The 15,066-nt window shown below is 51.0% G+C and carries 9 protein-coding genes and 1 pseudogene; 4 read left to right on the plus strand and 6 right to left on the minus strand.

The features are described 5' to 3' along the window. Window positions 1–16: 16 nt before the first annotated feature. Entirely contained in the window at window positions 17–844 is an 828-nt protein-coding gene (locus tag C2M35_RS12285) for a hypothetical protein (protein WP_105265473.1), read from the plus strand. Between the two features lie 233 nt (window positions 845–1,077). Beyond that, entirely contained in the window at window positions 1,078–1,512 is a 435-nt protein-coding gene (gene tnpA / locus C2M35_RS12290) for an IS200/IS605 family transposase (RefSeq protein ID WP_105265474.1), read from the plus strand. An 87-nt stretch (window positions 1,513–1,599) separates the two neighbouring features. Here tnpA and C2M35_RS12295 read toward each other — a convergent pair whose 3' ends face one another. After that, window positions 1,600–3,042, minus strand: a complete 1,443-nt coding sequence (locus C2M35_RS12295) for an amidohydrolase family protein (protein ID WP_105265475.1) — start codon at window positions 3,040–3,042, stop codon at window positions 1,600–1,602. 221 nt (window positions 3,043–3,263) lie between these two features. Here C2M35_RS12295 and C2M35_RS12300 point away from each other — a divergent pair, with 221 nt between their 5' ends. Both C2M35_RS12300 and C2M35_RS12305 read left to right on the plus strand, forming a co-directional pair. Next, on the plus strand, window positions 3,264–3,497 hold the full coding sequence (locus C2M35_RS12300; protein WP_105201159.1) for a TIGR02647 family protein: 234 nt from the start codon (window positions 3,264–3,266) through the stop codon (window positions 3,495–3,497). 177 nt (window positions 3,498–3,674) lie between these two features. Next, entirely contained in the window at window positions 3,675–4,046 is a 372-nt protein-coding gene (locus C2M35_RS12305) for a DUF3703 domain-containing protein (protein WP_105265476.1), read from the plus strand. Window positions 4,047–4,124: 78 nt separating this feature from the next. Here C2M35_RS12305 and C2M35_RS12310 read toward each other — a convergent pair whose 3' ends face one another. The 5 genes and pseudogenes from C2M35_RS12310 to C2M35_RS12330 form a co-directional block, all read right to left on the minus strand. Further along, window positions 4,125–4,757: a response regulator transcription factor gene (locus C2M35_RS12310; protein ID WP_158677979.1), complete on the minus strand. Its 633-nt coding sequence runs from the start codon at window positions 4,755–4,757 to the stop codon at window positions 4,125–4,127. Next, a complete protein-coding gene (locus tag C2M35_RS12315) occupies window positions 4,750–8,235 on the minus strand; it encodes a hybrid sensor histidine kinase/response regulator (protein ID WP_105265477.1) in 3,486 nt (1,161 codons plus the stop codon). Before C2M35_RS12315 ends, C2M35_RS12310 begins: the two co-directional genes overlap by 8 nt. A 38-nt stretch (window positions 8,236–8,273) precedes the next feature. After that, the gene (locus C2M35_RS15935; protein WP_105265478.1) at window positions 8,274–12,008 is read right to left on the minus strand and encodes a S8 family peptidase; all 3,735 of its coding nucleotides are present in this window, start codon (window positions 12,006–12,008) and stop codon (window positions 8,274–8,276) included. Between the two features lie 18 nt (window positions 12,009–12,026). Continuing rightward, on the minus strand, window positions 12,027–14,276 hold the full coding sequence (locus C2M35_RS12325) for a hypothetical protein (protein WP_105265479.1): 2,250 nt from the start codon (window positions 14,274–14,276) through the stop codon (window positions 12,027–12,029). A 369-nt stretch (window positions 14,277–14,645) separates the two neighbouring features. After that, a pseudogene (locus C2M35_RS12330) lies at window positions 14,646–15,038 on the minus strand (YbaN family protein); the annotation flags it as partial. Between the last annotated feature and the right edge of the window lie 28 nt (window positions 15,039–15,066).

The raw sequence follows: 15,066 nt of genomic DNA on the forward strand, positions 1-15,066 counted from the left end.
AAACCAGGGAGTTCACATGAAATTAAACACTCTACTACTCGCCGTATCCATCGCAAGTTCTGCTTTTTCCGCTCATGCTGCCGGTGCTGCGTCGGCCAAATTTGCGGCTGCTTGGAATGACAACCCGGTCAACTTTGTATCTGTCGCCGTAATCCCGGATGTGATAGCTGATGCTCAAGTAGTGGCAACGAATGATGGCTATTTGATCACTACCATTAAGGTTCCGCAAGATAAAGAACTCTTGGTGGGTGTGTCTGCGGAAATTGGCCTGACTACGGATACTTCTTTAAAAGGTAAAGATGGCGGCGCGGCAAAAGCCATTGCCGATGGCAGCGCTTGGGTACTGCTCACCGCAACGCCTGTGGGCGGTGGTGACTCGGTTAATGCTGCGCCCGGTGCCGTGATGTTGTCGAAGCGTATTCAAGAGCTCAATGCTACCCTAGGCGGCGTGCTTGATAATTGCACCGACTCTACCGGTGGCATGGATGAAAACGGCCTTATGCCTGGCGATGAAGGTTACGTGGATACTCCCGATGGCACTATCGACGCGGCTCTTGAGTGTACGACTACTGATGAACAAATTGGTTTAATGCAAGATACCTTAGCGTCTCACCACTTTAATTTTATTCTGCCGAATATGGATGCAGGAAATTATGAAATTAGAGCGCACTTTATGACGCGCGCCAGTGCGGAAGTGGATATTGATGAAGTATCGGTAGCAGAAGGCGGCACTATTTCCGGAAGTTCTTATGCAAAAGCCTTTGTTGGCAAACACATGGTAACCGTACAACAAGTACGTGCGGTTAAAGGTAGCCTGGCTGATGTGGATATCGTGGACAACTAAGGCAAACAGATGCCAAGGATAATGACTGCCTGCCTAGCAGGCGGTCATTGGGCTCAAACAATGTTTTGGGCATTGGTTAAAGCCATCAGCTGTTCGAGCTGATGGCTTTTTTTATTTTCAGCCCCTAAACCACCTACTTCAGTAGGTGGTTATCATCAATTTAGGCTTGGCCTGAAAAAGCTACCCATGCTAATTGCTCTGTTGATTTTTAGCGAAGTCAAAGGACAAGAAGCATGAGTAGATACGAGAAAGCATCGCATGTGTACTGGCGATGTCAATATCATATAGTTTGGACTCCAAAGTACCGTTTTAGGATTCTTAAAAATAAAGTAGGTAAGGATGTTTACCGCTGTATTCACGTTTACAGTGAGCAGCTTGGATGCAAAGTGGTAGAGCTAAATGTTCAGGTAGACCATGTTCACTTGGTAATAAAGGTTCCGCCGAAGTTATCGATATCAAGGCAGATGGGAGCACTTAAAGGCAAAATAGCACTAAAACTATTTAGTAAATATCCGCACTTGAGGAAGAACAAAATGTGGGGTAATCATTTTTGGCAGCGAGGGTACTTTGTGGATACGGTTGGCATAAATGAAGAAATAATAAGGCGTTATGTGAGGCATCAAGAGAAAGAAGAAAAGCAGGAGCAAGCTCAGTTAACGCTGGAGTAAACAACGCCCCCTTTGAGGGGGCATTTACAAAGCCACCTTCTTCAGAAGGTGGATTCTTTACTGCTTGTTGTTTAAACGCCGCAGTCCTTATTGAGCTTGTGCTTTAGCAACCTTGGCCTTCGCCGCATCGAGCATGGCTTGCAGTGCGGCGCTGTTATAGACCTGGCCGCGGCTGATCAGGGTGCGGATATCACGGGTATGACTGATATCTTCAAGCGGGTTGCTGCCAAGCAGCAGCAAATCGGCTTTTTTGCCCGCTTCCACGGCACCATATTCCGCCTCTTTACCCAGCCACTTTGGTCCCGCAAGTATCGCGCTTTGCAAGGCGCGCAGTGGGCTGAGACCGCCGTCGACATAAATGGCGAGCTCGTCATGCAATGCCTTACCCGGATAAATATAAGAATTGAGATAACCCGTGTCCGTACCGGCCATAATGGTCACTCCGGCTTGGTCGAGCAGGGGAAGAAGGTCCCGAGTGGCGCGAAAGCGGGCTTTGCGCTCGGTGATCTCATTGGCATCGGCGGCGGCCTTTTGTGCCGCACGCTCAACCCGCCAACTGTAAGTGGCCTTAAGGCCTGGGCCGAGTAAATCGAGCTCCGGGTCATTCAGGTGATCGTCTTCGTCGATAAAGGCGATAATCTGGCTGCCTATCAGGGTAGGCACGACCGCGGTGTCGTTTTCGGCCAGGACACGGTATTTGCTTAGCGCAGTTTGCTCATCAAAATTGGCGCGAATAATGGGCAGGGCACTCCAATAACTCAGTTCGCCGCTACGCACCTCGGCGGAAATTTCTGCTTCATTGCGGGCACCGGCTTTTAGCAGGTAAGGCATGTGTTCAATGCCATCAAGGCCGGCGTTAGACACATGGGTGACCGAGAGCGCAAAGGGGATATGGCCGCTGATCGGCAGGCCGCGTTTTTTTACTTCCTGCACGGCCTTCAGGTAGAGCTCGGGGGGCAGGGCGCTGTCGGTGATCTTAATAAAGTCGACGTCCATGGCCTCAAGTTGATCCAGGGCTGCATTCATTTCTGCCTCGGTTTCTACCTCCAGGTCGCCGGCCCAGATTGAGTTCTTCCCTTCTAGCTTGGGGCCCGAGGTAAACAGGGTTGGCCCGAGTAGTTCATTGTTATTTATCGCCGCCCGCCAGGTGAGCACTGAATCGCTGATATCGGCGGCGGCATCACGCACCGCGGTCACGCCATAAGCCAGGTACAGAGGTAATAAATCTTGGTTCTCAGCAATCAGCTTTTCGCCGCCACCAAAGTGCACATGCATATCCCACAGGCCCGGCATAATATACTGGTCTGTGCCATCGAGCTGGGTGGTGGCATTAATATGCTCGGCATCTTTGCCTACCCAGATAATTTTATCGCCGCGGATGGCCACCTGTTGATCGGCGTTAATATCGCCGCTGCGCACATCGATAACATCCACCTGCGAAATAAGCACATCGGCCTGCATGGGCGCGGGAGTATTGCTGCAGGCGCTTACCAGCAAGGAGGCACACAGTGCCGGGAAAAGTTTAGTCATGGTTATCTCCTCATTTTTCTTGAGCCTAACAGTGGCAACCGGCTGCCAACAGTTGAATGCGACAAAACGTGCTCGCTGGCGGATGAGTGCGTAATGGAAAAGTACAAGCAGAGCGGTTTCTAAGATGAAAGTGCGAAAATATGATATAGCGCAGGGCAAATTTTTTTTCATCGTCTAGCATTAATACAAGCGTGATAATAAAAGCAACAAAGGAAAATAATATGCGTATAAATCAAGCCATGGTTGACGAGATGGAGTTACTGGCTAAATTTCCTCGGGCCAGTCATATGCAGGGCATTAAGGTGCATAGCGATGCCGATGAAGCCATGCGCGAAGCGGCTCGACGCCTGTTTGAAAAGGGCATTACCGATAGCCCGGACGGCGGCTACCTGACCGACCTGGGCCTAGACCTGGTTAATCACCTCGACACCCTGCACAGTGCGCTAAGCTGCTAATTCAAGAATGACCAAGGCGGCAAGCCCTTGCTGCCTTACTTGCCTCGTTTCCCTTTCCTTGACGTAAATACCGGCCGCCTCGAAAGGTCGTTGAAAAATATTACTTCATAAAAAATCTTGCCTTGGAGTTAACACTAAGGTTTATGCTCTTGAAAAATTGAGTGATGGGAGCACAGCATGAACTTTACCCAAGCGATCCGTTATGCCGTCCTGCGTGAGTTGGTTATGGCGCGCAGAGCCAGGTTATCGACTCAGAGAACACAAGAGTTTAAGCACTTAGAAAATGCCCATGTGTTAGGGCAGGAGTCCACCTACTGGCACACCTACACCCATTGGCTGATGCTGGTTTGGGGCTGGAAAAATAAGGCTTACTCTGAGGTTGTCGGGCAGATACTGCGTATTGTCGGTGCTATAAGCAAAACCGCCATAGGCTTGCTGCCAACGGGCAACACAGGGGGCGCTAATGTAAGCCCGTTTAAGCCCATGTCACTTTCATCCGAGTGTGCTCAGGCCATAGCGCAGGCCAAGTCGCGATGCGCTAAGGGCTAGGTTAAATTGCTGGTGTGGACGCGCCGTTAATAACCGTTAAATAGGACGGTTGCGATCTTAAATGCAGATGTCCTTATGTTAGCGGCCTTCCTGCTCGATAAATATCTTACTGGCTTGCGTGCGATTACTGACCCCAAGTTTAGCGAAAATGGCAGAAATATGATTCTTGACCGTTTTCTCAGAGATGTTGAGTGTGGATGCAATTTGCTTATTGGCATCGCCATTGGCCATGAGGTGCAGGACCTTGAATTGCGAAGGGGTCAGGCTTGCCAGTAACTCATAATGCCGTTGCTGTGCGCTGGGTAAGGGAGTGACGCCGACAGCTGTCGGGAATTGATATTCACCGGCAAAGATGCGCGTAAGGCTGCTAACTAGCTCGTTAATATCCACCGATTTCGATAAAAACTCTGACGCGCCGGCTTGCAAGCATTCCTGGCGAGTGTCCTGACTATCATGGGCACTGAGAACGACAATGGGCAGCTCTGGATAGGTTTGCCGCAGGAAATAGATGCCACTGGCACCGGTCGCTCCTGGCATGTTTAAGTCCATGATCAGCAAGTCCAGTTCGCCATCATCTTCTTGTAGCTTTGAAAACAGAGCCAGGTAGCTATCGGCGTGCTCGATATAGGTATTTTCCAATCGGTTTAAGAGCGCACCTTTTAGGCCGGCTAAAAAAAGCGGATGATCATCGGCGATGAGGATCTTATTCATTGTTCTGTGCATCTCCCAGCTGTTGGATAAGCCATGACAGGCGGCTGTATTTAATTGGTTTGTTTAAAAAGCGATAACCAAAGTTAAGTCTTATTTGCTCTCTTATGCGGATGTCTTCCGACATGATAATGATGCGGCTTTTATGCAGCGCAAAGCGCGCTGCTATCTGGCTTGCGACCTCTGTCCCCAAGGCCCCGTTATCAAGATGATAATCGCAAATAACCATTTCCGGCTTGGGCCCAGGGTAACACAGCGCTTGTCCAGCGCTTAAAAACACACTCGGTGCAAAGCCACGCTTTGTGACCATTGCGGCCACCTCATTGGCGTAGGTTGGCTCATCATCAATTATCAAAACGTTTCTTGTGACCGAGGGGGCTTGTTGTGTCGTTACTCGCTTAGTGCTTTTAGGCAGAGTGAGAGTGAAGGTACACCCCTGTGCGCTGGAGTCCAGCTCTATATCAAGCGCGAGTATCTGACAGATTTGCTGCACTATGGTCAGCCCCAGGCCGCTGCCCGCATAGCTTTCGGTGCCTCGGAAAAAACTGTTGAACACCTTGTCCTTAATCGCCTCGTTGATGCCTTTGCCCGAGTCTATGATAGCCAAGGTATAGGTGTTCTCCTGCGTTGCTAGTCGCAGCTCTATGTTGCCTTTTTCCGGGGTGTTTTTGATGGCGTTATCCACGAGATTATTTATCACCCGTGCCAATAAAAAGGGATCGGTTTGCACCCAGGCCTCGCAAGGCGCCGTGGTGAAGGTCAGTTGCTGTGACTTTTTTTGTGCAAGATGGGAAAAGCGACTCACACTCTCTGCAACCAGGGCGCATAAGTTTACTTCGTTTATTGTTGGCTTGACCATCTTAGCGTCAAATTTAGAGATGCTGACGATAGAATCAACCAATTGATCTAATAGTGTAATTTCATTGATTATCGCATCACTATTGGAGCTGTCCGCGGGCAAGATATTGAGCAGCTTTAAGCGAATTGCGTTCAAAGGGGCACGCAAATCATGGCTGGCGGAGGCAATAAAACGGGTTTTATCCAAATTGGCTTTCACCGCAAGTTGTTGCTGCTCTTTATAGAGCTCGGTTTTCGCTGCTACTTCTTGCGCCAGCCGCTTGGCATACGACTTTTGCTCCTGATGCTTATGGCGAGAAAGCGCCAGCTCGGCATTTTTTAAACGCAATTTAACCACAAAGCCCAGCGCAACCAAGGCGAAGGCGAGGCCGATATACAGGGCAATCATGGAGGGCAGCAGGTAAAAAGGCGGTTTAACCTCAAAGCTTGATTGGATAAAGGCTTTTTCTACCGAGTCATAGCCGAGCACCTTGGCCTGGATGCGATACTGGCCGGGCTTGGGTTTGATTAAGGTGATATAGCGAGAGCGACTGGGCAGCCATTGCGATGCCTGCGAGTTTTGGCCAATTAATCGATAAAGTAATTGGCCGCCCTCATCATGGGGCAGGCTGGCACTCATGGAAAACTCGATTACACTCGGGTCGGTAATGCGGATCCCCTCGCTAAGCGGTGTCGATTGGCCGTCAATGGACAAATCGGTAAAGGTGATTGAGGTTGGCTTGCTGTGGCTACCTAAGCGCTCTGGGTCGATCAGCAGCAACTCTGAGTTATTGGCGAAATAGATAAACCGATCCAGGCGGCCACAAAAGTCGGTGATGGGAATAGCCCCTAACCCTTGCGCGCCAGTATAGCTGTGCAGCGTTTTATCTTGACTGTGATAGACGCTCACGCCATGGCGAGAGCTTATCCATATCCGCTGCTGGCTGTCCTCAACCACGCAACTGGCAGAGGGAATGAACTCATCACTGGGAAGTGGCAAGCGCTTCATACTGCTTGTCCCTGCCCCCGTATCCAGGGTAAAGACTCCTTCGTCTAAGGTGGTGATCCACAGCCGAGCTGAGGAGTCTAAAAACAGACTGGTCACCGCCTGGGCACCGTCGATGGTGTGCAACCGGGCTGGCTGGTTTTGGGCCAGTTGCTCAAGCGCCAGTTCCATAACACCATGACGCTGACTTGAGATATAGAGCTTGCCATGGGCATAGGCCGTATCGATTACCGAGGCGAGCTCCAGGGGGAAGCTGCGCATTACTTGCAGCGCCGCATTATCAAATTGGGCCAGATGCAGGTATTTATCATCGACCACCACATAGATATCGGCGTCTTTAAGATAGGCTAGATAGGTGATGGGCGCTTGTGGATCCGGGCGCCCATGAATGGGGTGCGAGGTATAGTCTAAGCCATTAAACAGGGCAAGATCATGGAAGTTTTTCACCGCGGTGGTGTGATCACTGATAAAACGCAGATTTGCGGTGTCGAGTCTATGGGGCAAGGTCTGCCAGCCCTGCGCTGGAGAAAATCTGTGTTGTTGGCTTTGGGTTAGGATGACTAATTCATCCTGATCGATAAATTGCGTGAGGATAGGCCCTTTAAAATCAGGTGCTTGCTCGCTCAGTGCATGAAATTCATAGGCCGTAGGAGAGACATGATAAAAGCCGCTGCTGGTGCCGATAAACAGCTCGTTGTTGTCGCCGATGTCGGCAGCCAGTGCCATTTCCGAGTTGCGGTAGCTGTTATTAAGGCTGGTGGGTAAGACCACCTGCTTGGGTATGGCCCGGTATCGGTCGATAATGACCACGCCACGTTTAGTGACCGCATACACTTGTTCCTCCCTGACCTGCAGATTCGAAATCATATTCGAGGGCAGGGTATTATTTTGTACGCGCAGATGCTTTTTAAGGCGGTTTTGCTGGTCGTAGACAAACAGGCCCTTGTTGAAAATACTGAGCCACACATGTTGATTGCTGAAGTCGACCCAAATGGCGCGAATATCTTCTTTGCCACGGGCCAGGTTCTCTAAATTGAACAGCCGGTGTTGGTCCGTTTGCCAGTTATAAAGCACCAGACCGCTCGATGTCATAAGCAAAATATGGGCTTGGTCATAGTGCGCAAATGAGTTTACCTGCGCGCCTTGGTAAAGCGCGCTGGAAATAATCGTCAGCTCATAAGTGCGTAGGTCTATTTCGAGTAGTTGCCGATTGGCCACGGCATAGGCCTTGGTCTCGCTAACAAAAATCATGTTAGTGACACGCTGCAGTAGTTTGTTGGGATCCGGAAAGGGGTGTGCCCGAAGGCTTTTGGGTTCAATTAACTCGATCCCTCCCAGGCCCAGCACCCAGATGAAGTCATCGCGGGCATGAATTTGGGTAATGGGATTAAAGCGAATGCCCTTGTCTTTTTGGGCGCTTTTTTTGAGTTGGATTACACCGAGCCCGTCGACTATGCTCACCCCGCCGGGGGTGGCCAGCCAAAGTCGGCCAAATGCATCTCTTTCGATGTCGTAAACACTGTTATGCGTCAGCCCCTTGGTGGTATCCCAACGAGTGGCATATGGAGCCAGGTGTTCGATAGCCTGAACACTGCACAGCCAAAACAGGCATTGTAGGATGAGTAAGCGAGACAACATAAGCAAATGAGCTCCCCATTGGGGAGCTCCGAATGTGTTTATAGCAACTTTCGTCTAACTATGGCTGGCGCCAAGAGAATTAGCAACCAAAAGAGACTACCGGATGAGGAGCTGTTCTCTACCTCAACATTAACCCTGGCCGTCGTCGCGAATTCGCCATCGCTGACGGTGACTTCAAAAACCAAAGTGGTATCCCGCTCTACGTCCGGAGTTTCAAGCGTAAGTTGAGCACCCGAAGTATTCGCTGCCATCGCTGCAGGTCCTTGCAATTGTTGCCAAACAATTTCAATTTGGTCCCCATCTGGGTCGCTGCTGGCGGTCGCATCCAGGGTAAAGCTTTGTCCTTCTTTAACGCTTAGCGTCGAGTTAGATACGGTCGCTACCGGCGCATGGTTAGGGTTTTGCTGCACCAAGTTACCAGAGAACTTGTCGCCTTTAGAGTTGCTCAAGGTAAACGTATGAACGAACTCTCCCTCAAGAGGCTGTGCCAGGACGGGGCTCAGGGTCAGCGCCAGTGGCTCAGTTGTATTTGCCGGCTGTGTGGCGTTGACTAATAGGGTGTTACCCTCAACACTTACATGTTCGCTTTCTGAACTGGCAATAAAGCCTGGCGCCAGGGCGATATTGGCGGTGTAACTTACGTCTTCATCAAGGGGGTTAGGTGCGAGTGTGAGCGTCAGCTCTGTTGGCACACCCGTACTGATGTCTGTATTGGCCGCGGTTAAGGTCATGGCACTGGAAAGTTGGTTAACAATCACGCTGGTCGTGCCGTGAGATACCGACATGCCCGTGTATTGGTCTTGTTCGAACACTTCGATGCTGCCGTAATAATTGGTGTTAGCGTCGAGTTGTTTGTCCCACAAGATGGTGAAGGGCATCTTTTCAAAGGCACTGCTATTGGTTGCCGGTAAGACATTCATCGACACCCAGTTTTCCGGTGTGCTGCGCACTACGTCGATGGCGATAAGGTCTTCTTCGGCACCCGAACCTTCATAGTTCCATGCCATTACCCAGTATTGGCCTGGGGCATCGCCGCTTAGGGTACACTGCTCACCCACATTGCGTGTGCTTGCGGCCACACAGACGCGCTCCACCGCTTGCGGTAGACCATCACCATTGGTGTCTAAGCCAACAAACAGGTCGGCATCCGTTGCTTGCGAGCGACCGATAATAATGTCCAGCGGCGCACCCTCAGCAACATCTAACATGAAAAACGCGGCGCCCTTGTCGAAGCTGTCGAACGGCGTGTTGTTATCATCCGCTGAAATTTTCAGCTCAGTCGTTTGCCCCTTGATAAGCGGGCTATGGGTGATAAAGATTTGCTCGGGGCGACGGAAAGCATAGTCTTTGATATCGAACCCGGCGTTTTGCCAGTAATATTCTTGCGACACCGTACTTGGCACATGGGCGACCAAGGGTTTAATGCGCAAAGGCAAGGTTAACGAAGGCTGTGTAGCAACATCCGAGGTTATTTGCACATTGCCATCGATCCATTCGTCAGCGGCCCACTCACTGATTGTGGCGGCAATTGTCACCGTCACTTGCTCGCCGGCACTCAAGGTGACTTCGGCAGGGGTAAAGGTCATCTCGCTGATGTAGTAGTTGTAACCCTTCTGACTAAAGCGATAGGTGCCCGCTTGAGTCGCGGTGAAGGTTCGCTCCCAGGTACAGGTGCCGGGGCAGTTGCTGTCGATAAGATAAGGAAGGTTCAGTGCCTTTACATCGCCTTGCAGAGCCGGATTGGCCGCCATGAACTCTTCTGTGCTGACCGCCATGATTAAACCGGCGTTAGCCGCTTTATCGACGCGGATCATACCGGCACCGCGGTCCCAGAGGTTTGCGGCTTGACCATCTTCGGCGCGGGTCATTTGACTGTTTGCCGTCATCATCAAGGCAGACTGTATCTGCGCGGGCGTCCAACTCGGGTTGATTTGTTTGAGTAGGGCGGCAGCGCCAGCAACATGAGGCGAAGCCATCGATGTCCCTGACAAAAAGTTGTAGTCGCTGGGCGTCGGGTTTGCGCTGAACGGTTGTTCGTCGGCGTAGGCGCCGTAGATATCGGTTCCCGGAGCGGCCAGATGTGGCGAGAGCAACTCAGGAAGAAAGCTGGTAGGTCCGCGAGAAGAGCTGATATTGACGATGTTGCCCTGGTCACTTTTTCTCGTAGCAGCACCGGCATTGATGCTGATCACGGGCGCTGACTCGGAGCGAGCCCAGGCTAGTAATTCTTCACCCTGAGACTGGGTAATTTGCATACCTGCTATAGGGTATGGAATTGAATATTGCTCTGTGCTGCTGCCGTCGACGTTACGGATCACCACGCCCACACCACCGAGTTGAGCAATACGATCAACTTTGTCATAAAGGCTGATGCCACCGCGATCGCAGAGCACAATTTTGCCTTCTAGTTCGGGGTAGTCGCGCCAGGTAAAGAAATTACACTCCTTACGAAAGCTATCAACATCACCGGCATACACCAGCTCGGCACTCACGGCTTCGCTAAAGCCACCCAGGCCTTTTATATCGGTGAAAGACACGGTTACATCGGGACCCGCACTCAGGTTTTTTTCCACAACCCGATCATGACTGGCATTGGCAACCTGCGTTGTCCATGGCGCCAGGTGACCGACTGTGTTGCTTCCCGGACCTGAGTTACCCGCGGATAAAGAAACAAAAACACCCGCCTCGGTGGCCGATAGAAACGCCAAGTCTAATGCCGAATTCCAAGGTTGAGGGCCTTCAACGCTGGGGCCAATAGACATGTTGATAACGTCGACGCCCGCATTAATGGCATCTTCTACCGCTTTAACCATGGCACCCATGTCACACCCGGAAACCGGTAAACAGACTTGGAATGAGACAATGTTGGCGTGTGGAGCGACCCCAGATATCTGCGCGAAGTTGGTTCCTGCCAAGAGGGTGCCATCACTTTCTGGTGTGTTGCCTGGCTTGTGAACCGGCACATTGGTAAGCACATTTCCCGCTGCGGTAGAGGCGACATGGCTACCATGGCCATTGTAGTCTTCGCCCACATGAGGGCGAACGTCACCAAAGCTATCTGTGATGCTGGCGTAGCTGAATACCCCAATAAGCTTATCGTTACAGAGACTTTTATTTTCTACACAGTCACCGAGGTAGTTGCCGTTACCGAGAGGATTGGTGTGAGTGTAACCGTCACCGCCGGTGGCCTGGAATGAAGGGTGGTCGGTGTTTACGCCCGAGTCGATAATACCGACAACCACGCCCTCGCCCTTGGCACCGATGGCCTGCAACGTTTCACCATTCCAAATAGGCTTGGCACCAATAAACTCGGGACCGACATCGGTCTGCATTTCATAGCTGATTTGGCGTTCTACCTTCAGTACATTCGGTAGGCTTAATAGCTTTTCGGCCTGCTTCTCGGTCAACTCCATAGACACACCATTAAAGACGGTGTCGTAGCTGTAAATGATCTCTTTCTTTTCACCCAACAGGCTTTGCGCCTCTTGATGAAAGGCCTGCTGCTGGCTTTTTACCTGCGCTTTAAATTGTTGAGCAAACTGAGTCTGAGTATCGAGCTTGCCTTTAAACGAAGGTTCACTCTGGGTCGCAAATGCCAAGGGCTTTCCACGTAAATGCACAAAATAACGATTGGTTGCGCCCTCGTGGTCCTTGTTTAGTACCGTGTTTACCTTATCTTCAAAAGAAAAGGGTTTGCTGAATATGGCCTGTGAGCCTGATGCATTGGCCATGCAGCTCATAGCCATGCTGATGGCGATTAATGACTTCTTCATAAAAATTCTCTTCACTTGTTACTTGGCGTGGCGTGGACGACGGAATAAGCAGGCACCGAATAGAGCCAGCAGGCTCATGCCAAAGGAGCCACCCGATTTGTTGTTGGTTACATTGACGTCCACCTGGTGGGTCGCAGATTCACCGTGGGCATCGGTGACGGTCACCGCCAAGGTGGCTACCTCGTCGCTATCAACAAAAGGAGCACTGCCCTGGGTGGTAAGCGACTGGTTGTTGCTGAGCGTGATGCTTGGGCCGCTAACTTGCTGCCATTCAATGTTAACAGGGCCTTTAGCGCCGCTGAGCGCCAGATCTATGTTGAAGTGGTTGCCTTCTTCCACATTCACGCTGCGGGTACCAGATAAGCTGGGCTGTTTATCGTTCTCGATAATCAGGGTGATGTTTTTGGTGGTGACCGTATTGCCGTCGTCGACGACCAAGGCGAAGGTCAGACTGGTTTCTTCTTTAACCACCGGGCTGGTGAATTTAAGCTCCATCGCCGCCGGATCAAAATCGACCTCGGGACCGCTCGTTTGTAACCATTCGATATCCAAAGACGAATTGTCGGGATCGGTCACTTCCGCAGACACCACCACCATTTCATCTTCGCCAGCCTGAACCTGCTCCGGGAGCACGATAGTTGGCGCATCATTGATTGCGGCAATGTTGAGTGTGTAGGTCATGCTGGTTGAACGGCTGCTGTCGTTTTTATCGGCAAGCGTGACCACAAACGGCAGTTGCCCTGACAATTCCGGGGCTGGGGTGATGCTCAGATTAAGCGTATTTGCGCTCAATTGCGCACTGAACTGGGTATCGTCTTCTGTGTTTACGCTCGCAACCGTGACGCTATATTCGCTTTGAAGCTCGTCCATAAAGGGGATGTTAAACGCATAAGCTACATCTTCATTGGTGTGCAGCGGTGTGTCTGGCCACGCCAAACGCAGGCCTGATTCAGTGCCAACTTCACCATCTTGACGAATACTTTGTACTTGCACCGGGGCATCGCTCGCGAACGAGGTACGCAGGCTGGCAATTGTTTCGCCAAAGGGGGAATGGGCAATACTGTGGCCGTTGATCACATCTTCAACATCGGCAATGACTTGATTATTGAACACCTGGCCGTCTTGGCTAAAGTCAACGCGGTAGAGGTTTTCGGTTTGCGAGGTGTAGTCTTCCGATTTGGAGTAAACCCAGGAAAAAGTGTCGTTATAGCGACTCAAATAACCTGCTGTATAATAACCAGAATCTTGCTCGTCGCCATACAAGATAGGCGCTAACGACACCGGCTCGGAACCAAGAGTCAGGGTACCATCATGACCCACATGTTGCATAAACAGACCATAGTTACCGAAGTTGGTGCGCGAAAGCTGTGCCGCCCAGGTCACCACATAGCCATCATCGGTGGCCACTATGGATGGGTGCGCGACAGTATCGAATAAAAAGTCATCACCATGAGACAAACGCAAACCCGAGTTGGGGAACTGCAATTTGCCGTTGGCATCGATATGTTGATAGAGAATGTTGCTGTTAAATTCCGTTGGGTGAGACCAGGCAAGGGTGACACCGCCCATGCCATCTGCGACTAATGAAGCTGCGCCAAAAGAGCGGGGGGGCAGTTTGATATCACCAAACATAATGGGCTGTGGCGACTCTCCCCACAGCGGCTTACCATCAAAATCATATTTTTGGATAAACAGAGAGTTAGCGCCATCGCTTTCGCGGATTCCGGTGAATAAAACAACAAGGCCATCTTTTACCGGCGTAAATGAGGAGAAGCGTGTTGAGCCCATTTGCTCCGCTGTGCGCCAAAGCTCGTTGCCTTGCTTGTCGAACATGCCAATAGCGAGCTTGGCGGAGCGAGCCATGGTGTCGTAATCGAGAGCATAGAAGAGCTTGTCACCAGCGCTTGTGAGGTGTACAGGTAAAGTGCGTCCTGCATCTTCGGGAGCAGGTATGAATGGTGTCTCCCAGCCCGGGGTGCCATCCGCATTGGTTTTAAAAATCATGGTGCCATAGGGGTACACCTTTAAATCCTCAATGCCGGTGTAGATGGCCCCTTCGTCATCTAACATCATTGACCAGGTCAGGATGATTGACTGTTGGCGCTCGTAGAGGGTTTTTGCTCCCTGCTCCCAGGCGAAATCGCCGTTGCGATCTAGCTTATTGATTAGAAAATCGTAGCCGGTTGTCGGATCGGAGTAACCAATAACGATATTACCCTGATGATCAACCAGTGTTTGATGTGATGCGGCACCTTCAGTGGCTGTCACAAAAGAGGAAGTATCACTCCCCCATTTTGCTAACACTGGTGGTGTCATGCTCATGCTAACAGCGAGCGCTGTTGCCGATAGAAGAAACCTCATAGATACTCCTGTTAATGACTTGTTGTTTTGATAACTGAGTGATTATTCATCAGCACTGGAGCGGATGTAATCGATCAAAGGTCCCAAATCATCTGGGAAATAAGTCCTACAAGGCGTTAATGCGTTGTGACTAGGGAGTGGAATTAGAAAGAGATAATGTTGTTTTTTCGTAACTTAATATCTTGTTAAGTAGAGTAAAAATAAGTGGTGTGTGAGGAAGATGATGATCAGAAAGGCGGTTAATTGCGGGGAGCTTCGGTATAAAGACTCGGCACAGCTTGGGCGGCGAATTAAATAAACCAGTACGCAGGCCTCGATAGCGGCCACCAGCACCACGGCATAGCTTGGCGCGGTCGAAAACATCATCATATACAGGCCGATGCTCATGCCTAGGGCCGCCAGCCATTTGGCCTTGGTTGGCACCACCTTATGCTGGCGCCAAGCCGATAGAATAGGCCCGAACCTGGGGTGCTCAAGCAGCCAGGCCTCGAGGCGCGGGGAAGAGTGAGTAAAGCAGGCCAGGGCGGCGATAAAAAAGATGGTGGTGGGCATCACCGGCAGGGCAATTCCTACTATGCCCAGGCCGACAAAGCCTAGGCCTAGCGCTTGTAAGGCAAGGTTCTTGTAGCGTTTTAGATGCCGACTAAGGACAGTTATCAGGCTCACCATTCGATTCCGCAACCCCTGTTAAGGGCAG

Origin of the sequence: Pseudoalteromonas sp. T1lg76 (genome assembly GCF_002964725.1) — a bacterium.
Classification (GTDB): Bacteria; Pseudomonadota; Gammaproteobacteria; order Enterobacterales; family Alteromonadaceae; genus Pseudoalteromonas.

Coding starts and splice junctions, on each gene's coding strand:
- C2M35_RS12285 (WP_105265473.1), top strand. CDS start 17: ATGAAATTAAACACTCTACTACTCGCCGTATCCATCGCAAGTTCTGCT.
- tnpA (WP_105265474.1), top strand. CDS start 1,078: ATGAGTAGATACGAGAAAGCATCGCATGTGTACTGGCGATGTCAATAT.
- C2M35_RS12295 (WP_105265475.1), bottom strand. CDS start 3,042: ATGACTAAACTTTTCCCGGCACTGTGTGCCTCCTTGCTGGTAAGCGCC.
- C2M35_RS12300 (WP_105201159.1), top strand. CDS start 3,264: ATGCGTATAAATCAAGCCATGGTTGACGAGATGGAGTTACTGGCTAAA.
- C2M35_RS12305 (WP_105265476.1), top strand. CDS start 3,675: ATGAACTTTACCCAAGCGATCCGTTATGCCGTCCTGCGTGAGTTGGTT.
- C2M35_RS12310 (WP_158677979.1), bottom strand. CDS start 4,757: ATGAATAAGATCCTCATCGCCGATGATCATCCGCTTTTTTTAGCCGGC.
- C2M35_RS12315 (WP_105265477.1), bottom strand. CDS start 8,235: ATGTTGTCTCGCTTACTCATCCTACAATGCCTGTTTTGGCTGTGCAGT.
- C2M35_RS15935 (WP_105265478.1), bottom strand. CDS start 12,008: ATGAAGAAGTCATTAATCGCCATCAGCATGGCTATGAGCTGCATGGCC.